Below are 20047 nucleotides of genomic sequence, written 5' to 3'. Positions count from 1 at the left end.
CCTGCTCCCGGATTCCCGCATCGAATCTGAAGACGCGGCACACCGCACGGAGACCCAGCCCTTGGCAGCCACCGCCACCGCGCCCCAGGATCATACAGACCCGGCCCACGCAGAATCGGCAGATCAGACCGCCGATCTCACCAGGGGCGTAAACCCGTGGCTCATCGCCGCGGCGGTCATGCTTGCCACCTTCATGGAGGTCCTCGATACCTCCATCGCCGCCGTCGCTCTCCCCTACATCGCCGGTTCGCTCTCCGCCTCCAATGACGAGGCCACCTGGGTCCTCACCAGCTACCTCGTCTCAAACGCCGTAATCCTTCCGGCCTCCAACTGGTTCTCGCTTCGCTTCGGCCGCAAGCGCTTCCTCATGACCTGCGTGGCCATCTTCACCGTCGCCAGCTTCGCCTGCGGAGCCGCGCCCACCCTCGGCCTGCTCCTCATCTTCCGCGTCGTCCAGGGCGCCGGTGGGGGCGCCCTGCAGCCCCTCTCGCAGGCCATTCTGCTCGAAAGCTTCCCGCCCGCCAAGCGCGGAGCCGCCATGGCCGTCTTCGCCCTCGGCGTCGTCGTCGCCCCAGTCCTCGGGCCCACCCTCGGCGGTTGGCTCACTGACACCTACTCCTGGCGCTACGCTTTCTACATCAACGTTCCCATCGGTGCCGCGGCCCTGTACATGATCAACACGTACATCCACGATCCCAGCTACATCAAGAACGCCAAGGTTCCCCGCTTCGATAACCTCGGCTTCGGTGCTCTCATCGTTTGGACCGGCTGCCTCCAGGTCATCCTCGACAAAGGTCAGGAAGTCGACTGGTTCGCCAACACCTGGATTTGCTGGGGCACCTTCGCTCTGGTCATCGGCTTCTCCGTCTTCGTCTGGCAGTCCATCTGGGGCAAGTCCCCCCTGGTCAACCTCCGCATCCTCAAGGACCGCAACTTCGCCGTCGGTTGCGTCCTGATCTTCCTCTTCGGAATCGGCATCTACTCCACCACCACAGTCCTGCCGCTCTTCTATCAGGAACTCCTCGGCTATACCGCCTTCACAGCGGGCCTTGCCGTCGCTCCCCGCGGTATGGGCGCCATCTGCGGCATGCCGCTCATCGGCTTCCTGTCGAACAAGGTCGACCCGCGTTACCTGCTCACCTTCGGCTTCGGTCTCTTCGGCCTCACCACGCTCTACTTCGGCTCGGTCACGCTCGACATCTCGCCGACCACTCTCTTCCTGCCGATTCTCCTCACCGGCTTCGCTCTCAGCTTCATCTTCGTGCCCATCAGCACGGCCTCTTACGGCACGCTCAGCAACGAGCAGATTGGCAACGCCAGCGGTCTCTTCAACCTCATGCGCAACGTCGGCGGCTCCATTGGTATCTCCATCGCCACCACCCTGCTCACCCGCCGCGCCGACTCCCACCAGAACGAGCTGACCAACTACATGCCGCAATCCGGCGCCGCCTACCAGAACGCCATCAGCGGAGCCCAGCAAGCCCTCACCAACCAGTTCGGCGCCACCCACACCCTCGTCCCCGCCCAGGTCACGCTCTACCAGCAGCTGCAGCGCCAGGCCACCCAATGGTCCTTCGTAGACGTCTTCCGCCTGCTCGCCGCCCTCTGCTGCGCCTGCGTCATCGGAGTCTGGTTCCTGAAAAAGGTAAAACCGGGCAAACCCCCAGCCGGAGCCCACTAACCCCTTCCTTTCTTCTTCCGCAGCCACTCTTTTTTGTCATTCCGCAGCCACTCTTTTTTGTCATTCCGCAGCGAAGCGGAGGAATCTGCATTTCGAACCAACACGAAAGCCCCATCGCCCCATGTGCCCCGTTCATGACAGCCTCATCTTGAAAAAACGGGAAGCACACGAGTGCCCGCCTCTTCAAATCCCTGTCAAGCCCCCACCTCCTCCCCGAAATCGAAATCCCCAACAACCACGCACCTTTTAGCCCCAAAAAGTAATTGCATGTTTACCCCTTCGGCCTCGCTATAATGGAAATAGAAGGAAAAAGCCGCCTCGCGCTAACGCAGAGGCGGCTTTCCTGTTCCAGACTTATGACCGCAGGCTTCACACCCTAACCCACCGCGAATGAAGACTTTGACACCCAAAGTATGTGGGGAGGGGGGTATTTACTTCTTGTCGTCAGGCGGCTGCTTGCCCTCAACAATCGGAGGAACCGCCATATCCGCCGTCAGCATCGGCGTCCGCGTATGCCAGTCTGTCGCCTTCTGATACGCATACGCCAGCGCCAGAACAGTCCCTTCTTTGAAGTGCGGAGCCGCAATCATGATCCCGATCGGCAGCCCGCTCTTCGAGAACCCGCAAGGCACCGTAATCGCCGGAATTCCATACACATCGAACGGCGAAGTATTCGAGCAAGCCGACGTTCCATCGAACCAGTCATAGATCTTCTTGTTCGCCTCCGCACCCGATGATTCCCGCGCCAGCGAGTCGTTGATCTTCGGCGGCATGTTACGGATCGTCGGCACCACGACCACGTCGAAGTCCTTGAACACGCCATCGATCGTGTGCCGCATCAGCGCCAGCCGCTGCCGCGCTCGCGCATCGTCTGCAGCACTCGCCACCTTCGTTCCAGCAGGCGGATTCATCATCCGCTCGAACCGCGTTCTGTCAGGAGCCATGTAAGAAATACCGTACTGCCGAATCAAATCCTCGTGATACGCACTCGCATCCCCGAGATTGCCGCTCACGAGGCTGAACTCCATCAGCGGCGCGTCCGAAGTCACACCCTTGGTCATCTTGCTCAGCACCGCAAGCGCAGCCTTGATCGCCTCTTCCACCTCAGGCTCCATGTGGTCGTAGAACGAAGCAGGCGTCCCGATCCGCAGCTCCGCAATCGGAGTCGTCTTCATCGCCTTCACATAGTCAACCGGCTCGCTCGGAACACTGTAAAGATCCTCAGGATCGTAACCCGTCATCGATCCCAGCATCAGCGCCACGTCCTCGACGTTGCGCGCCATCGGCCCGCAGTGGTCAAGGTCGATCGCACAAGGAATAATCCCGCGAATCGAAACCAGTCCCACCGTCGGCTTCAGTCCCACAATGCCGCACCACGCCGAAGGAACCCGAATGCTTCCACCTGTATCCGTTCCCAACGCTCCGTAACAAAGATCAGACCGCACCGCAGCGCCCGAACCCGAAGAAGATCCACCCGTCACATGATCCAGCGCCCACGGATTGCGAGCGGGCCCAAAGTATGACACGTCACCAGTGCAGCCAATCGCAAACTCGTGCAGGTTCAGCTTGCCCAGGATGATCGCGCCGTTCTTCTTCAGCCGCGTCACAATATCCGCATCCTCGGTCGGAATGCGGTCCTTGAACATCGGGCTCGCCGCCGTCGTGCGCGTTCCTGCTGTATCAATGTTGTCCTTCAGCGCCAGCGGAATGCCATGCAGCGGCCCGCGAAACTTGCCTGCCTTCTGCTCGGCATCCAGCGTCTTCGCCTGCTCCAGCGCCTGTCGTCCCATCACCGTCACATACGCATTCACCTTGGGATTGATCGCGTTGATGCGGTCCAGCAGCGCCTGCACCAGTTGCGTCGGCGTGACGCTCTTCTCGTGGATCATTGCTGAAGCCGCAGTCAGCGACTTCGCCGTCAGCGCTTCACCCGTAACCTGCGCGGTCACAGACCAACCACGCAACGCTACCTCGGCGACAGCGGCTCCACCACACAGTTTCGTAAACCCACGACGCGAAAGCTTCATGCAGACTCCAGACAGTGAAAGGGATTTCCGTCAGCCTACTACAACGCCGCCCCACAACTCACGGCAAATAGAAAAGGCCAATCGCAAACATCACGATTGGCTGATCTACTCACTTCTGTCTTCTCACTTCTCACTTCTTTTACTGATTCACACCGCTCGCCAGGAAACCGCCATCGACCACGATGATCTCGCCCGTCACAAACGAGCTCGCATCGCTGGCCAGGTAGATCGCCGCGCCAACAGTCTCTTCCGTCTTGCCGAAGCGGTTCATCGGCGTACGCATCTTCAGCTCGGCCCCACGCGGGCTTTCATCCAGAAGCTTCTGGTTCAGCGCCGTGCGGAACACGCCAGGAGCGATCGCATTCACAGTGATCCCCTGCGAGCTCCACTCCACCGCCAGCGAACGCGTCAGCGCGCCCACAGCAGCCTTCGAAGCAGCATACGCAGTCACTTCTTTCAGGCTCACGAAGGTGTTCAGGCTAGCGATATTCACGATCTTGCCGTAGCCGCGCTCCAGCATGTGTTTGCCAAAGATCTGGCAGGAGCGCAGCGTTCCCGTCACGTTCGTGTCCATGATCGAGTTCCACTCGTCCTCAGGAAAATCGACCGTCGGCGCGCGCTTGATCTTGCCCGCGCTGTTCACCACGATATCGACCTTGCCAAACGCCTTGATCGTCTCATCGCACAGCGTCTGCAGACTCGCGCGATCAGCCACATCGCTCGCAAGGCGCAGCGACTTCACACCCTTCGCCTCGATCGCCGCGGCCGCTTCCTCGCACTGCTCCAAGCGGCGGCTTGTTGCCACCACGTCAGCACCGCTGTCCGCAAGTCCCAGCGCAATCGCCAGTCCGATACCCGAAGTTCCACCCACAACCACAGCCGTCTTACCCGTCAGATCAAACAACTTCGATGCCATCTCGTATCGCTCCTGTAATTACTTCACCTGCTGCAAAATCTCACTCACCACTTCATCGGGAGACTTATCGTTCACCACGCAGATCGCGTCCTTCGGCTTCTCCAGCGTCGCAAACTGCGTATCCAGCAGCTTCGGGTTCATGAACTCATGATTGCGATGCGCTAGCCGCTCCGAGATAAGCTCCTTGCTGCCATCCAGCAGCACAAACTTCACCGCGCCTCCAGGCATGCCGTTCGCCAGCGTCTCACGGTACTTTTCTTTCAACGCCGAGCAAGCCAGAACTCCGCCCTTGCCGCTCTCGTTCCAACCGCGCATCAAGCCATTCAGCGTCTCGAGCCACGGCTGACGATCTTCATCGTTCAGCGGATGTCCCGCAGCCATCTTCGCCTTGTTCGCAGCCGGGTGATAGTCGTCCGCATCGGCAAACACCGTTCCCATGCGCCCAGCGAGCAGCGTTCCAATGGTGGTCTTGCCCGATCCGCTTACGCCCATCAACACAACGATCATCCTTACTCCCAACTCCGAATCAAATCGTCCCAACACCATATCAGCCAGCAAATAGCATCGGCTCTGGACGCCCGCCTCTCACGTGCGAGACAGACCTTCCAGAGCCGCTGCTATCGATTACTGCCCCAGGAACACCGGCTTGATGTGCCGATCGAACAGGTTCTCCGTCACATTCTTCGCAACGATCGCCTCATTCGCTTCCAGGGCCTTCAAGTACTTGTCGCCCATCTTCGCCGCCACCTTGAAGCCCACATGCAGCAGCTGGCGGAAGCTCGGGTTGTACGCAGGGTTCTTCTGATCGTGCCGCAGAGCATCCGTATACTGCTCGCTCGTCCAGCTGTTCACTTCCTCCACACTCGGGAGCTTTGCGTAGTCGATATCGATCACCGTCGCATACGGCTTGCAAAGCTCTTCGGCATGAGCGAACGCCTCGGCATAGACTTCCTTCGCAATCGCCAAACCGTCACCACCCGCTTCAGCCAGGCCGATCAGCTCTTCCAGCCAGGTTGTCCCAGCGGTCTTCAAGTGCAGACCGGCATCGAACTTCACCACCGCATCGTGGATCGCCTTGTAGATCGAGAACTTGTCCGAACCCGAGTGAACGCTGAGCTTCAGGTTCTCCGGCAGCCCGTAACGCTTCACCGCAAACGCGATGGTCGCAATGTCCTCTTCGAACTCCTTGGTGAACTGCGGAACGTCGCCCACGTAATCGACGCCCTTGTTGAAACGGCCAGTAAACTTCGGCGCAATCGTCTGGATCGGGATTTTCTCGTCCGCAATCGCTGCCAGGATGATCAGCAGCTCAACCGGCGTCTGGGGCAGATCGGTCTCGTCCATCGAGATCTCGGGTACAAACTTGCCTTCGCCCTTCACTTCGACCAGATGACGGTAGATCTTGCCCGCATCCTGCACGGCTGCGAGGAACTTGTTCGCAACGCCCTTCACAAACGCCACATCCGTCTTAAAAGGAGCTGCAATGCGCGGGATCGAAACATCGCCGATCAGCTCAGGATGGCGCTCGACGAATGCGTTGACATCGCTCTCCGCAGCTGGCTTGCCAATCTCTTCAGCTACATCGAGCGTGAAGAAATCGCACGGCTCTACAAAGCGGTCCACGGTTTTCAGCGTGATGTGATCGGCGTCCAGAAAATACGAATTCTTCCAGCCCAGCGCGCTCACTGCTGCATCCGCAGCCTTGCGCGTCTGGCTCGGCTCCGTGCCGATGATCGTGTGCTCACGGTTCGACTTGTTCCACACCGGAACAACCTCAACACCTGCATCCGCAGCCTTGATGCACGCCGCCAACTGCGCCTTCGCCTGATGCGCGAACCGGTCGCCAACTCCTACCGAAAACCTCGGCAGCTTCAATCCCTCAGCCATAACCATCTCCTAAACAACATCAAGATCGACATCCACCGGATCACAATCTCCAGACTGGACAACGCCCTTCAGCATAATCCTCACCAGTAAGACCGCGCAAATCTTTCGGTCAGACAGCATAAAGACTTTTAGTTAGAACGCACCAACTCTGTATAGAAATAAGCCGACGAAGAAGACACCACCGAGGAAGTACCCCGCGATACACCACCAGAATCGTTTTGGCTTCTCAGACTGAAAAGTCCACCCCTCAAACCGTACATAGACCTTCCCCATAGACGCATAAACACCAGACAAAATTATGAGAACGGCACCAGCTACAAGCCAGCCCACGTACGGCTCTTGGCGAAGATAGGAATAGATAGACATTCCTAGTCCTTAAATCGCCCCTCGTACGCCCACAACCCCAAACCTGGGTTAGAGATATAGAAAATCTCCTCGCCGCCGACTACATTCCATCCATCCTTTAGCGTGGTCGGGTACTTCGCCTCGTATTCGGCCAGGTCGCCGTATTCGAAGTGAACGCTCTCGATCTCCTCGCGCGTCAGATGACCCGGACAATACCGAATCGTGAACCGCCCCTCGCTCGAGCCATGAATCAGATGCGCCGCAGCACTCAGATTTCCAGCAAGCTCAGGATCGGTCTTCACATACTCCAACGTCTTCGGTGTACCGCAGTATCCATAACGTCGAATCAGTTCGTCGATCTTCTTGTCTTCCCCAAACTCATGCACCCCTGGAGCAATGACGATCAACTCGGCATCGTCCGCCAGCGCCATGCGCGTGCGATAGACGCTCTTGTTGCCCAGCCAGGTCGAATGGAACTCATGCGGATCGAGATAGACCACAGCCTTCTTGATCTCGCGATCCATCATCAGGAAGTTGCACTTCAGGCTAAGCTCAGCGGCCTTCTCAAACGGCTCCGTGCCATCGCCGATGTAGAGCCCGCGCACCACTAGCTCGCCTTGGTCGTTCTTGTTCACGACGGTCTGCACGTACACGATCGGCGGCAACTGATCGGCATAGTGCTCGCTCGCGTAGTCCAGCACACGGCGCACCGGAGTATCGGCGCGACCCATCATCCGCTCCATGCCATAGACGGCACCGAGGAAGTGCGACCGATGAATGCCCATCACGCCGCCCGTACCGATGAAGATGTTCTTCGAGCCGTTCGCCATGCCCACGACCTCGTGTGGCACGACCTGCCCAATGCTGAGGATGAGGTCGTGACCACCATCGCGCAGGAGCTTGTTCACCTGCGCAGGCCAGGTGTAATCGAGCTTCCCCTCGCTGACCTCCTGCATGAACTCGCTCGGGATCTCGCCCAGGGTGACGATGTCGTTGCGCCAATCATGCACCCGGAACAGATCGCGCGGCGTCTTGCCAAACATCGTCGCAATCTGGTGGTCGGGCATCGGGGTATGCGTACCCAGCGCGGGCAGGACATCGATCAGCTTGTCGCCGTAGAACTCCCACGCCATCTCCGTCAGCACGCCACTTTGCGAATGGAACCGCGTGAAATCAGGAGGCACCACGAGCACGCGCTTGCGCTCGCCTAGCTGGTTGAGTGCTTCAAACAGCCCTGCCTTTATCTCGGCGAGGGACATCTCGGTGGTGGGCGATCCTGCTGCAAAAAGGAGACTCATAGAGCCTCCATTGTATGTCGCTCGTGCTTTCAAAGGCCAAGCAAGTGACCTCAGGCTCAGCACATCACCGTAAACAGAAAAACCGGTCCCCTCTAGTTCCGCTAAACATCTATGCTTAGGACGGGGTTGCAGATCAGGGGAACGCGAGGCAGCGAGATTGAAGCAGTCAGCACACAGGTTTGATATATCTACCCGGGGCCAGGGGCTGTATCAATGTACGGCGACGATTGAAGAGTGGGTGCGGCGCCAGACTTTGCAGGTCGGCCTTCTCACCGTCTTCTGCCGACACACCTCAGCCTCGCTCCTGATCCAGGAAAACGCCGATCCGACGGTGCGTCTCGACCTCCAAACCTACTTCGACCGTATTGCCCCTCAGAACGGATCCTATATTCACGATTCGGAGGGACCGGATGACATGCCAGCCCACCTGAAGACGGCGCTGACCCAGGTACAGCTCACGATCCCCATGATGAACGGCGGTCTCGTTCTGGGCACGTGGCAGGGCATCTATCTCTTCGAACACCGTACACGCCCCCATCGGCGAGAGATCGTACTGCATCTGATCGGCGAATAGGCCGAGTAACGACCTCCAGGTCTACTTCAACCGAATCAGATCAGGTTCGCACTTATGGCAATCACCCCCGCCAGCACGAAGCGTCAATTACAAAAAGCATGTCCGTCTGCGTCACTATTGGGTGACGATAGCAATGTTTGCTCGGCCAGCTTCAACATCACACTCGGATGCACAGGCTTGGCCAGGATGTCGAAGGAGTGGCCGGCCCGCGCGGCCTCATCCAGAAGACTTGCTGTAGCCGCCTGCCCTGAAAACAGCGAGATACGGCACTGGGGATACTGAGCCCTCAGCAGGATCGCCAGATCGATCCCATTCATGCCCGGCAACCGCACATCCAGAATCGACAGGTCCGGCACCCAAGTTTCCACTAATTGCAATGCTCCCTCAGCAGAGTACGCGCCAACCGCATCATAACCATCATGCCTAAAGATCGTGACCAGCGTATCGGTGATGATACGTTCGTCATCCACCACCAGGACGCGTTTTCGTTTCTCTGCTACATGCATGCGGCAATTCCTTGAAGAATGGAACAGTTTGTCTGGTCTTAGGCCCGTACTAAGAGGAAGTTGTTGGATCGCAAGACTTGGCCCAGTCAGATCCTGACGCCGAGGAGTGCGGCAGAGGGTGGCACGAGATCGTTTCTACGTAACGCAGTGACAGCATAGGTTTTCCGTCTCATAAACAGCCTTAACCACTTATTTGGACGATTTCTGATATTCCGTCAGACGCTGATATCCTTAGCGCTGTTGCCAGTAAGTCGTTGATTTTATTGATGAAATTGCACGCGTGAAATCTCCAGACCCTGGGAGGGCCTGATGCCAAACCGAGCCGAAGGAACTCCCGAATGGTCCTCGCGCATTCTTGACCTACTCAAAAAACTGAGACTTTCGCAGGCCGGCCTCGCCACTCGACTCGGTGTCTCACCCGCTACGATGACGCGCTGGGTCAAAGGCACCCATGAGCCTACCAGCGCCTCGTACCTGGCCATGGGCAACCTTGCCGGACTGCCAGCCGGCACCTACTTTTGGGAGCGCGCAGGCGTCGACCCAGCCAACTTCCCAAGCTCCGACCTTCAGCTGAAGCTCACCTCTTTACGTGCCAACATCAAGGACTTTCGGGTCGTCCGTGGAACGAAGTTGGCCCGCGGCGTGGCCGCCGGCGAAGCCAACGGCGTCCTTCTGCCGCTACTCAACATAACCGCGTACGGAGACCGCGTCCCTCCACCACCGCACATCACTCTTTCGCAAGCGAATGTAGTGGATCTGCTGGTGGCCCCGCTCGCCTGGTGCCCACACCCGGAGAATATGCTCTGCATGCACATGAGCGGTGACTCCATGTATCCGCTCATCCCCTCCGACTCCGTCATTACTGTAGACACCGCCACGACAGGCCGAGATCAGCTGGATAAAAAGATCGCTGTCTTCTCGCACCGCGACCTCGGCTTCAAGGTCGCCCGCTTGCAAAGGCTATCCGCCGCAGACATCCTGGTCTCGGCAAACCACCAGGTCCTGCCCGTAGACGTCACTGATCAGTCGAAGTGGAAAGCGATCGGTCAGGTGGTCTGGTGGGTATCAAAAGACGTGGTGACTGAACCGGCCGCCAGAAAAACTCAGCTTGATGTAACAATCTGACGCGGCCACTCCGACCACAAGCCGGGCATAGCTCGAGCTGCCTTCCTGCAGTATCCAAGACGTCAGATCTCCGCCTTGTCACCGTGCCATCCGGCATCGCTCACGCGCGTGTGAGTCCATCCGCCTTTCGCTTCAGCTTCCAAGCATCTGATAGACGGCCTGAGTTTATGGAACAGGAAGCCCAATGACTTTGAGGTTGGAGATGCTCGTTCGCTCCCAGCAAAGCCCGGTGCCTGAGGTTAAGTAGAGATAAGCTGCAGACGGAATCTTGATCGAACCCGAAAGAATCTGCGCCCCGTCCATGGTCACCGTCATCACACCCTTCACAATGGAGACGACATAGTCATGGGCGATAGTTTGCCCATAGGCCGCTAAAGGCGGGATCGCGCTATTCTCCGCCAGATAAGGGTTCTCGAACAAGTTGGCCTGGGTGCGCGTGACGCCGATGTACGGCACGGCCGGATCTCCGGGGAACCCCGGAAAGTTACCCGGCGAATCGTAGTAATCATCAAAGTTTATGGAGACACCGGGGATGCCAAGAGCGCCCAGACCAACTCCGTACACCCCCATTGATTGCAGGGTCGCACCCAGCGTCGGGTCACCGAAGACCACTGCAAAACCGTCGGCGGGCTGGGGGCTGGTGTCACTGATCGCGGCGGTAAAACTCATCTCCAGGTTGTCCGTGGACACCAACGTAGGCAAGACGATAGAGCCCGCCTGCCAAGGCTCCGGAGCGGTCAGCTGATAGTTGCACCCGTCTGTCAGGATAGGGCCATTGGTGATCCAGTCACAGCCTGAGAGCGTCTCCGGCTGATCGACGAAGAGCGTTGCGGTTGTGCTTTGCACCGATACAGTCGCGCCGTTGCTGACGACGACATAGAAAGACGATCCGTTCTGAGCCGAGTTCGCTGCTGGCGTGACATAGGTCGCCTGATCTGCGCCCGCGATCGCGGTAGCGCTCGCCCCAGTCAGACTCACCTGATACCACTGGTAGGTCAGCGGCAGGAGCGAGATAGCACTGATCGAGAAGCTGCCCGTTTGGCCAGACGAAATATAGTCGTTCGACGGCTGCTTCGTGATCGAGATGCCTCCACCGACAGATAGTGTGGCCTGAAGCGAGGAGGCCGTGCCGTAAGCGTTTGTAACGCTTGCATAGTAGCTGTCCTGGTCATTCAGTACAGAGGTAAGACTTGCAGGGAGCGAGAGCGTCGTTGCAGTTTCACCTGCAAGGGCTACACCCGTTGTCTGGCCGGAAGGCACGCGATACCACTGGTAGCTGAGTGTTGCGCTGCCCGTTGCGTGAACCTGGAAGCTCGCCGAACCGCCGGCAAGGATCGTGAGGCTTTGCGGCTGCGCATCGATGACCGGGGGTGAAACCGCTTGCGTTACCATCAGGGTCGCGGGGGTGCTGGTGAGCAGGGTCCCACAACCATCGTTCACCACGGCGTAAAACTGCGTTCCAGACTCCGCGTAGAAGGTCGCGGGCGTGGTGTAGCTGGCCGTGGTCGCGCCCGGTATCAGCAGAGGCGCGCCGCCGCCCGGAGGGATCGCAAACCACTGGTAGCTTAGGTTGGTAGAAGCACTCACACCGAACATAAAGCTCACCGTTTGCGGTTCCAATACCGAGACACTGATCGGGTTTCTTGTGATCGTCGACAATGCTGGCAGGGTAGCCGACGAGGATATGACGGAGCCTGCCTTGTTTGAAACTGTGACGGTATAAAAATCGCTCGCGCTGCGGAGCGACTGTGCCACGACGAAGGTCGAGTTCGTGGCTCCAGGGATGGGAACACCATTGAGGTTCCACTGATACTGGGTCGCGTACTTCGCAACCACACTAAGATAAGACGAAGGCAAAACGCAGCCAACGATGCTCACTGGCTGTTGAACAATGACCGGCGCGCTCACGTTGACGCTCGTCGTTGCCGTCTGCGTGCTATCGTCGACACTCTGTGCGATGACCTCATAGCTTCCTATGCTATTTGGAGAAGTCCAGACGTTTCCGTTGAAACTGCCGCCCGTCGCGCTCCAATGGATGCTTCCAGAGACGCCGCCGGTGACCACAGCTGAGTACGTCTGCGTACCAGGCGCCATCGTAATGTCCGCGGGGGTGACAGCGGATATCTGGACCGCCTGTGAAACGTTCACGATCGTTGTGGCGCTCCCGGCAGCATAGTTCCCGCTTGGCGGCTGGCTGGCAGTTAGGAGGATCGGCCCCGCGCCAATAGCCTGCAGAGTCGAACCAGAGAGCACCCCCGGCCCGCTTACCAGCGCATAGGCTACCGGAGCGGGAGACGCAGTTACCGTGCTCACGGATACGGGCGACGCACCAGAGGACATCGGAGGAAGCGGGATAAACACCAATCCAGGATTGAGCGGTGTCACGGTCAGGGTTGCTACCGTACTGCTCAGCGACTTCCCGCCAGAACTTACCGCCACACACAGTTGAGTTCCTGACTGAGCGAGAGCTGCATTCGATATGGTATAGCTCGACCCCTGTGCTCCTGGTATGGGAGATTTGCCGCTGTACCACTGGTAAGCGACCGGAGAGTTCGACGTGGCAACAATTGAGAAGGTCGCAGACCGCGCTGCCTGAATCGTCTGACTTTGAGGTTGCTGGGTAATAGCAAGAGAGACTTCCTGCACAATTTCGTGCCACGCTGTGGCACAACCCGACAGGCAAAAGAAAAGACCCGTGAAGAAAAGAACAAACATGCGCGTGTACGTCTTTGGAATCTGCTTATGCATCCGGTAAAACCATGCTTGCGTCTGGAAAGTCATAGAGCATCTCCATTTCTGACTGCGCGTAGTCTCGCGACAACTTCGCGCACAGCCTTCAGTAGCAACGACGTAGGAACCCGGCTAGAGGGAATGCATGCTATCGGGGGAGTATGGGTGACCGTGCTTCAGGTAAGGGAGATGGAAAGACAAACCGAGCGTCAGGGGTAGAGCCAGAGCGTGTCTGTTCGAGGTCACAGGTGAGCTCAGGCGTTCAAGCTGCTGGTCGAAATAAATAGACAGCGTCGGCGTTAGATCGATAGAGGTTCCGAGCCCGAACATATAAATCGCACTGCGTGACTGCGTATATGCGACAGAACCCTGAGGCACAGAGATTCCCTGACCCGCATAGTCCATTTGAGCTCTTCCATAAAGAACGTCGCCCCAAAGACGAACGGGACCATCCTGCCGATCAATCCTGATTCCACCCAGGGCATTGCTTTCTGTCACCTCTGAAGCATTCATCGGCGCCGTCACTCTCGCTTCTGTTGCGACACTCAAGGCAGGCATCGCGAAGACAACGGTATCCACGCAGAGCGTGAGACCCAAAGACCGCTGATGTGCAAAGCCGGAGTTTGTCGACGTCACGCCAGAGTAGGTCGAGATATCTATAGGTCGAAGTGCGGTGACGGACGCCTGCCCGAAACAAATTGATGAACCCGGCAAAAACGAGATAGCAAGCGAAGTGAGGAGTATACGGATCACGTTGCGGTTCCTGGCGCAAGATGGCTACCACTCTCTTATCGGATCTTTTGGCATTTCGTTGATAGCTGCGGCTGTGCTTTCTCCGTATAGGGAGGTCTGCAGGGAGATAACTTCGACAAATCGACGCCCGTAAATCAACCTGTTCGCTTCCGGTAGAATCCATCCATGGCTCATACCAGCGTCGCTTCTGAAGAGACACTTCCAAGTCCTGCAGAAGCTCACAGACGTTCCGCGCTACGCGGTCTGCAGGCATTGCGCGGTATCGCCGCCGTCATGATCGTTCTTGCACACGCTGGACAAAATGTAGAAGAGCGCCTGCAGCGCCCAAGCCGTTTCAGTGGGCCCGCGACCCTTGGCGTAGATATTTTCTTCGCTCTCAGTGGCTTCGTGATGATCTATTCCTCGCTGCAGCCAGGTAAGCACAGACCTCGGCCCCTGCAGTTCATCGAGCGTCGAATCATCCGGATCGTGCCACTCTATTGGGTGGCGACGACGCTCAAGCTGATCGCTCTCGCTGCCAGTCCCAGACTCTCATTGCACACCAGGCTTTCGGGTTGGGCAGCGCTGGCCTCATATTTATTCCTGCCCGTCCGAAACGCTGATCAAATGTTCCGGCCATTGTTAGGTGTGGGTTGGACTCTAAATTATGAGATGTTCTTCTACGTCTTGTTCGCACTGGCTATCGCTTCCAGGCTAGCTTTGATTCCCACCTTAGGCACTGTGCTTATCGCATTGGCAATCAGTTCATACTTCCATGGGCCGAGCGGGCACGCAATTCTCTTTTACAGTGATTCCATTGTTCTGGATTTCTTATGGGGTATGTTTGCTGCCTGGCTCTTTTCAAAGAAGAGAAAAACAACGGAGTGGTACGAAGCGGTTGCGGTGATGTTGATCGGTTGGGTCATCCTCTTTACCCCGACTCCATTTAGACCCACCATCGGCATTGGAGCGGGCCTCATCGTCTATGGTGTAGTGCTTTTGGAGCCATACCTTCAGTCTCTTCCCTGTTGGATGATCTATTTAGGGGAGGCCTCTTATGCCATCTATCTCTTCCAGTCTCTCGCCATGCCGCTTTTGCCCATAACCATGGCGCGCATGCATGTGTCCTATGTTGGAGTCGCTGTGGCCGGAGGAGTCTTTTTGGGAGTAGCAGCAGGATGCGCGGCACATGAATGCTTAGAGCTACCAATAATGCGCTATCTAAAATCTCATGTCGAAAAGGGCGCGCGTCCGCATATTCCCCTCGAACCTGTGATGCCCCGAAAGCCATGATCGAGCTACAGCGCTACCGCTGAGCGAGAACCAGAGTAACCTGACAGATTTTTATTCGATTGGTATGGAGACGTACAGATGATGGACGAAATCGGGCATGAGCACGACGGCGTTGGTTACTGGACCCTCGATCTTTACCGTCATCTGCCGAGAAGGTCCTGCTGTCGGTTGCGCATTGGCACGCGGATTGAGGGTGTAAGTGAATCTGTATCCTTCACTTCTCCGCTGGATAGTCCCTTCGGGTAAGCCTGGCACCTCAAAGAATTGGTGCCCGCCGCAGCCCTCTATCACCGAGTGGACGACAAATTCATTCAAACTTTTGCGAACAGCTTGTACTGCGAGCTTTACTGGAGGCGGACCGCTCGCAGGCATCTGAAAGCAACTTGTCGCAAGGTCATTGACGCGGATGACCTCGACCCCCAGACCAAAAGCACGACGAAAACTCTCCGTGTTGTTCTCTCCGCCCGCAACATCGTCCACAAGGAAAATTGGACCTCCTGGGTTTGACTTGATCTTTGATAGAAAGCTTTGCTCAAGCTGCCCCATGCTTCGATATACATATGTGCCGTGCGTCATATCGCTTGCCCACAACGCGAGCCCGTTTGAACCGACACCTGCCAGAAAAATCCAGGCAAGCACTCGCTGCCAACGGATTGTAGAGAAAGTGATCACAAGAGCCGCGCAGAGAAAGAGCAAGGGATAGGTTCCAGCGGCGTACCTTGGAGGTGATGCGAAGCGCAGGAGGAATGCCAGCCCCGAAAGAGCCAGCCCCAAAATAGAGAAGCGATTGGCATAGCAACGATCCCCCGAAAGCCGGATGCGCCGTATAGACATCCTCAGAGTTTGCAGATGCAACGAACCGTGAGAACAAATGATAAACAGAAGTCCAGTGATCACAACTGCTAGCCAGAACGTAATGTTAAACATGATAGCTACGCGGTAAAAAATCCGAAGGAGACGCGGTTCATACTGAAACGAATCCAACATCACGCCAAACGGCCATGACAGCAGTCGCCCAGAGATAGCCATCAAAGAACTAAGGGATAATGCTGTCGTTGCATGAGACAGAGTATTACCACTATGCACAGCGAGAACCGAGCTGCTATGAATAGTCGAAGCTGCCCTATCGCTTTTGACGACACCTTGTAGGCCAAACGCTTGAACTCGCAGGCAAAGCATCGCTGCCAGTGGCAATAGATAAGCAAGACCCCCGGCGAAACGACGCAACCTTGAGCGGTCCGCAAAGCAGAAGAACAGAATTGCCATTCCGATAGAAAATGGCCATGCCGTTTCCTTTGTTCCAACGGCGGCGGCAAGGAATAACCAGGCCAGCAGATAGTTTCGTCGCAAAAAGAACATTGAGGCAGCGAGAATCCAAAAAGCCGCCAGCGGGTCGGGAGCGAACGTAACTGAAAAACGCTCCTGCTCTCCATTCGCAGGCGAGAGAAAGACCAAGGCCGCGAGCATGTTTGAAAGAGCGAAAGGAAACTCAAGAAGTTCCACAGCGATGTAGAACGTGATGCCGCAGAGCCCTGCCATGCAAAGGTAGCTGCCCATCAGATAAGCGGAAAAATCAGCACCGAAGAGTAATGACCAAAAATAGTAGTCCAGGGCCACAACCGGACGAATCAGGTCCCGCGACAGGCTTGTCCACTCGGCATACGACACTGAATATCTATTTACAGGGCCAAAAAATAAATTTACCAAAGGTGGATGGTACATGTGCGTCGTATTGACGAGCTCTGCAAAGGCTGACTCGACGTAATATGGCCTCACCTTTAGCACCCAGAACACAAAGAGGGAAGCAAACGTACCTAGGAACCAGACCAGCGCAAGCGTAAGATTCCTTCGGCTCACCAGCTTGACACCCGCTCTGGTTGCAAGCAAAGTGTCTTCCTCACGTTTCGGTTGCACCTTGTGAAGCCTCGCTCGTCTGACATTCGAAACTAAGGATCGTAGTGTGATCGGATTTTAGCAAAATAGAGACACTGGCAAGACGACGGGGACCAGACAGAGAGCCTGACAAGAGTCAGATCCCGACAGCCGGACCAAAACTACCTTCGCTTGTTTCGTTCAACTCAGCAGAGTCCAGTGGAAGACCTTCTGGTTCGTATCAACATGATCACTATCACGCCCACGAAGACGCCCATGGTATCGATGAGGACATCGCTGTACTCGATCGGGCCGTGGAACCTAAGATGTTCATAAAATTCTGTTGCGAACCCCAGAGCGACTCCCCCAAACACTGAAATCAGGCGTTGGCTCAGCCTGTCCCAACTGAGTAAATTCAAAGCGCCCAGCACAGCAAAGGCACCCAAATGAACGCCGACGTGAACAATCCCTATCGTCCTCAATCCAGCCCCTATTTTATGATCGCGAAGAATTGCAGCTGTTGCGATGCCAAGAGCCCAAAGTACTGTTAAGAGGCGCACGATTTTCTTGCTCATACGTCTCATTATATTTATCGACAGTCGTCGCCCTGGCCTCATCCAATGGGATTCAAGGATCAATCGAGTGGCTTCGAGAAGATTTCGGGCATCAACGTTCGGCGGGTACTCTTCACCTTTCAACGAAGGAGGATGATCTGGAGCAACCTTGATGGTTCGCACCTTCGCCTTCTTACCGCATTCGATATCCGTATCCCGATCGCCAATCATCCAGGAACGTCGCAGGTCTATCCCATGTTCTGCAGCAGCATCAAACACCATACGCGGTGATGGTTTTCGGCAGTCGCACGAACGCAACGACGGGTCACGCGCGCGAGGATGATGGAAGCAGTAGTAGCTAGCCGTCAACACAACCCCTTGCTTTCGCAACGCTCCTTCCATCCCCTCGTGGACCTCCGCCAGCTCGTCTGTTGTGCTCTTTCCTAAAGCTGCGTTTGGCTGATTGGAAATCACAATCAGAGAATAGCCGGCGTTCTGTAGGAGCAGCAGCGCATCCGATGTCCATGGATACAACACACAACGGTCTGCGGTGCGTGGTGCCTCCCACAGACCTGAGTCCTCATAAAAAACATTAGCAATCAATACGCCGTCGCGGTCCAGAAAAACTGCGGGCCGAGCGCCTTCAGGATTCGTCTGCAGATCATCTATGGCAATCAACGCGTATCCTCCAGTTGACCGCCACTGCCGCTCGCACCTTTAGGAGCTAATACCGTGGTCCATCGATCAGCGAGCAGCAGGTTTTTAGCACCAAGTCCTGAAAGATGCTGGCGATCTTCGAAGAGGGGCATGCCTTTATCGATCACCTTGCAGGTGAAGCCATCGCAAAGAGGTTCGTATAGACTCACGAGTTCGCTCTTTGACTGTGTGGCCACGTCCAATAAGAGCGAGTGCATGCGCCTCTCTTCCGCCGTGATGGGGTGTGCTTCGCGCTCGTTCCACGAGGGTGCAAGTGCCAGCCATCGACCCAACAAAGCGCGCGACGGAATTGTATTGCCAACGGCGAGAAGATGAGGGTCATACATGGAAATGGGAACGTCTTCGACCAGCACTACTTTCTTGTGTGCGTTTTGTAGAGACAGACAGAGCGCCAGCAAACCGTCGCGAAGATTTGTCCAACTATCTTCTTCACTCGTTGCAGCGTAGTAGCGGATAGCTGTAACGTAGCGCATCTGGTGCGTCACGTCGTAGGAAGGATTCAGCCAGTAGCCCGCAACGACAACGGTGCTCACACTCGGTTCTGCGACGATGCGCTTCACCGCATCGCCTTCGAAGGTCGAGCATCTGTCCGGTCCCGAGTCACGAATCGTAACGCCCAATAGCGGAGGGCAGGACGACTTCATGATCAACTCCAAGTCCGGATTCAAGTCTTTGACAGCCTGCGAGAGCGCGGCAGCATGGCTGTCTCCAATAAGCGCGACCGAGGGCTCAGGCGACCTGCAGGCAGGGGGGATTTTAGCAACATTTGCAATGTCTGGCATGAGGCACATCCTCGCTAAGGCATCTCCGCGCACTGCGGTTTCGATAACCGTTGCAGCAGGTCGACGCTGTGGGAAACCGTGCGTAAAGACCAATGCTGAAGATAGCAAAATGACTACACTTCCCATCGCAGCAAGAGCCGTACCAGCTTGAGCTTTGCTCCGAGGTCTGCGGAATGGCCTTTCTATGTAGCGATAGCAGACCTCTGCAAGGACGAACGTGAGCGCAAGCATCACCAAACGCCCTCTCAGGGCCAGATAGCCGGCACCGCAAACGTATCCAAGACTAAGAAGGGGCCAGTGCCACAGATACAACGAGTACGATCGGCGCCCTATCCCGGAGAACGCTTTCAAGGACAGCAGGCTGCGATTGACCCAGCTTTTTGCGCTCATACAAAGCAATACCGCCGCCGCAACGGGCACTACAACAGGTGGGAACAATAGCAGAGCGGTGGGTTCGGGAAGATCTATGGATACCAGAACTCCGAGTAGGCCAAGCAGTCCACATATCTCAGAAATGGCGCTCGTGCGTATGGCAAATGATGAGCCTTTATCTGCTTGCACCGTGCCCAGCAGCACCCCCACCGCAAGCTCCCACCATCGCCCACTTAGAAGAAAGAAGGCGCCGGACCAGCCTCGATGCATCGCGAAGGTCGCGTAACTAAACGACAACAACAAGAACAAAGTCATCAGGCCGAGAAACACTCTTTTCGTGCGCCGATAGAGTCCAACCGCGATGAGCGGCAACAGCAAGTAAAATTGGACTTCGATCCCCAGCGACCACGTCATGAGCATTGTTTGGAGTCGGGCATTCGGAGAAAAATAATTAGTCGCCGCCCAGTAGTAAAAATTGGATAGCGATACGGTAGCAGCTCCGGTCTGCTTGGAGTGCCCGGCGTTTTTTGAACCAGTTGCTTTGATAGAAACTGGCAATCAAGGAGCGAACGATGGCACGGCGGAAGAAGCATACGCCTGAGCAGGTAGTGAACCTGCTGCGGCAGATAGAAGTGG

Annotated in this window: 16 protein-coding genes; 4 read left to right on the top strand and 12 right to left on the bottom strand. The window is 56.5% G+C overall.

Annotated features, from left to right (window positions below; all coding sequences use genetic code 11):
* Positions 1-61: 61 nt before the first annotated feature.
* The gene (locus tag OHL14_RS11970) at positions 62-1681 is read left to right on the top strand and encodes a DHA2 family efflux MFS transporter permease subunit (protein ID WP_263379587.1); all 1620 of its coding nucleotides are present in this window, start codon (positions 62-64) and stop codon (positions 1679-1681) included.
* Between the two features lie 431 nt (positions 1682-2112).
* On the opposite strand, the gene OHL14_RS11965 is transcribed toward OHL14_RS11970, so the two are convergent.
* The 5 genes from OHL14_RS11965 to OHL14_RS11945 form a co-directional block, all read right to left on the bottom strand.
* A complete protein-coding gene (locus OHL14_RS11965) occupies positions 2113-3708 on the bottom strand; it encodes an amidase (protein WP_263379586.1) in 1596 nt (531 codons plus the stop codon).
* A 139-nt stretch (positions 3709-3847) separates the two neighbouring features.
* The gene (locus tag OHL14_RS11960; RefSeq protein WP_263379585.1) at positions 3848-4624 is read right to left on the bottom strand and encodes an SDR family NAD(P)-dependent oxidoreductase; all 777 of its coding nucleotides are present in this window, start codon (positions 4622-4624) and stop codon (positions 3848-3850) included.
* A gap of 18 nt (positions 4625-4642) precedes the next feature.
* A complete protein-coding gene (locus OHL14_RS11955; RefSeq protein ID WP_263379584.1) occupies positions 4643-5131 on the bottom strand; it encodes a gluconokinase in 489 nt (162 codons plus the stop codon).
* Positions 5132-5248: 117 nt separating this feature from the next.
* Positions 5249-6511, bottom strand: coding sequence for a tagaturonate epimerase family protein (locus OHL14_RS11950; protein ID WP_263379583.1), 1263 nt, complete (start codon positions 6509-6511; stop codon positions 5249-5251).
* A gap of 368 nt (positions 6512-6879) precedes the next feature.
* Entirely contained in the window at positions 6880-8154 is a 1275-nt protein-coding gene (locus OHL14_RS11945; RefSeq protein WP_263379582.1) for a lactate racemase domain-containing protein, read from the bottom strand.
* Between the two features lie 157 nt (positions 8155-8311).
* On the opposite strand from OHL14_RS11945, the gene OHL14_RS11940 reads away from it, so the two are divergent.
* Positions 8312-8728 carry a secondary thiamine-phosphate synthase enzyme YjbQ gene (locus OHL14_RS11940; protein ID WP_263379581.1) on the top strand — a complete coding sequence of 139 codons (417 nt, stop codon included), beginning with the start codon at positions 8312-8314 and terminating at the stop codon, positions 8726-8728.
* A gap of 83 nt (positions 8729-8811) precedes the next feature.
* On the opposite strand, the gene OHL14_RS11935 is transcribed toward OHL14_RS11940, so the two are convergent.
* Positions 8812-9234: a response regulator gene (locus OHL14_RS11935; protein ID WP_263379580.1), complete on the bottom strand. Its 423-nt coding sequence runs from the start codon at positions 9232-9234 to the stop codon at positions 8812-8814.
* Positions 9235-9543: 309 nt separating this feature from the next.
* On the opposite strand from OHL14_RS11935, the gene OHL14_RS11930 reads away from it, so the two are divergent.
* Positions 9544-10359 (top strand): LexA family transcriptional regulator, encoded by an 816-nt coding sequence (locus tag OHL14_RS11930; RefSeq protein ID WP_263379579.1) that lies wholly within the window; start codon positions 9544-9546, stop codon positions 10357-10359.
* A 165-nt stretch (positions 10360-10524) separates the two neighbouring features.
* Here OHL14_RS11930 and OHL14_RS11925 read toward each other — a convergent pair whose 3' ends face one another.
* A complete protein-coding gene (locus OHL14_RS11925; RefSeq protein WP_263379578.1) occupies positions 10525-13140 on the bottom strand; it encodes a lectin-like domain-containing protein in 2616 nt (871 codons plus the stop codon).
* Positions 13141-13221: 81 nt separating this feature from the next.
* The gene (locus tag OHL14_RS11920) at positions 13222-13668 is read right to left on the bottom strand and encodes a hypothetical protein (protein WP_263379577.1); all 447 of its coding nucleotides are present in this window, start codon (positions 13666-13668) and stop codon (positions 13222-13224) included.
* Positions 13669-14007: 339 nt separating this feature from the next.
* Between OHL14_RS11920 and OHL14_RS11915 the strand changes: the two genes are divergently transcribed.
* On the top strand, positions 14008-15114 hold the full coding sequence (locus tag OHL14_RS11915) for an acyltransferase family protein (RefSeq protein WP_263379576.1): 1107 nt from the start codon (positions 14008-14010) through the stop codon (positions 15112-15114).
* 51 nt (positions 15115-15165) lie between these two features.
* Here the strand turns inward: OHL14_RS11915 and OHL14_RS11910 are convergent, their stop codons facing one another.
* The 4 genes from OHL14_RS11910 to OHL14_RS11890 form a co-directional block, all read right to left on the bottom strand.
* Positions 15166-17028, bottom strand: a complete 1863-nt coding sequence (locus OHL14_RS11910) for a hypothetical protein (protein WP_263379575.1) — start codon at positions 17026-17028, stop codon at positions 15166-15168.
* Between the two features lie 164 nt (positions 17029-17192).
* Complete coding sequence (locus OHL14_RS11905; RefSeq protein ID WP_263379574.1) at positions 17193-18218, bottom strand: HAD-IIIA family hydrolase; 1026 nt, start codon at positions 18216-18218, stop codon at positions 17193-17195.
* Positions 18215-19831: an acyltransferase family protein gene (locus OHL14_RS20240; RefSeq protein ID WP_396271397.1), complete on the bottom strand. Its 1617-nt coding sequence runs from the start codon at positions 19829-19831 to the stop codon at positions 18215-18217. Before OHL14_RS20240 ends, OHL14_RS11905 begins: the two co-directional genes overlap by 4 nt.
* 31 nt (positions 19832-19862) lie before the next feature.
* Positions 19863-20047, bottom strand: a 185-nt coding sequence (locus OHL14_RS11890) for a hypothetical protein (protein ID WP_263380296.1), incomplete at its 5' end; no start/stop codon positions are given.

This window comes from Granulicella paludicola (assembly GCF_025685545.1).
GTDB classification, from domain to species: Bacteria; Acidobacteriota; Terriglobia; order Terriglobales; family Acidobacteriaceae; genus Granulicella; species Granulicella paludicola.
The sequence above is the reverse complement of the archived record's forward strand: the minus strand, read 5'-3'. Positions and strand labels throughout refer to the sequence as shown.

Bases quoted from the DNA above. Each gene is read 5' to 3' on its own strand.
- OHL14_RS11965 (WP_263379586.1), bottom strand. From the start codon at position 3,708: ATGAAGCTTTCGCGTCGTGGGTTTACGAAACTGTGTGGTGGAGCCGCT.
- OHL14_RS11960 (WP_263379585.1), bottom strand. From the start codon at position 4,624: ATGGCATCGAAGTTGTTTGATCTGACGGGTAAGACGGCTGTGGTTGTG.
- OHL14_RS11955 (WP_263379584.1), bottom strand. From the start codon at position 5,131: ATGATCGTTGTGTTGATGGGCGTAAGCGGATCGGGCAAGACCACCATT.
- OHL14_RS11950 (WP_263379583.1), bottom strand. From the start codon at position 6,511: ATGGCTGAGGGATTGAAGCTGCCGAGGTTTTCGGTAGGAGTTGGCGAC.
- OHL14_RS11945 (WP_263379582.1), bottom strand. From the start codon at position 8,154: ATGAGTCTCCTTTTTGCAGCAGGATCGCCCACCACCGAGATGTCCCTC.
- OHL14_RS11935 (WP_263379580.1), bottom strand. From the start codon at position 9,234: ATGCATGTAGCAGAGAAACGAAAACGCGTCCTGGTGGTGGATGACGAA.
- OHL14_RS11930 (WP_263379579.1), top strand. From the start codon at position 9,544: ATGCCAAACCGAGCCGAAGGAACTCCCGAATGGTCCTCGCGCATTCTT.
- OHL14_RS11925 (WP_263379578.1), bottom strand. From the start codon at position 13,140: ATGACTTTCCAGACGCAAGCATGGTTTTACCGGATGCATAAGCAGATT.
- OHL14_RS11915 (WP_263379576.1), top strand. From the start codon at position 14,008: ATGGCTCATACCAGCGTCGCTTCTGAAGAGACACTTCCAAGTCCTGCA.
- OHL14_RS20240 (WP_396271397.1), bottom strand. From the start codon at position 19,831: ATGCTCATGACGTGGTCGCTGGGGATCGAAGTCCAATTTTACTTGCTG.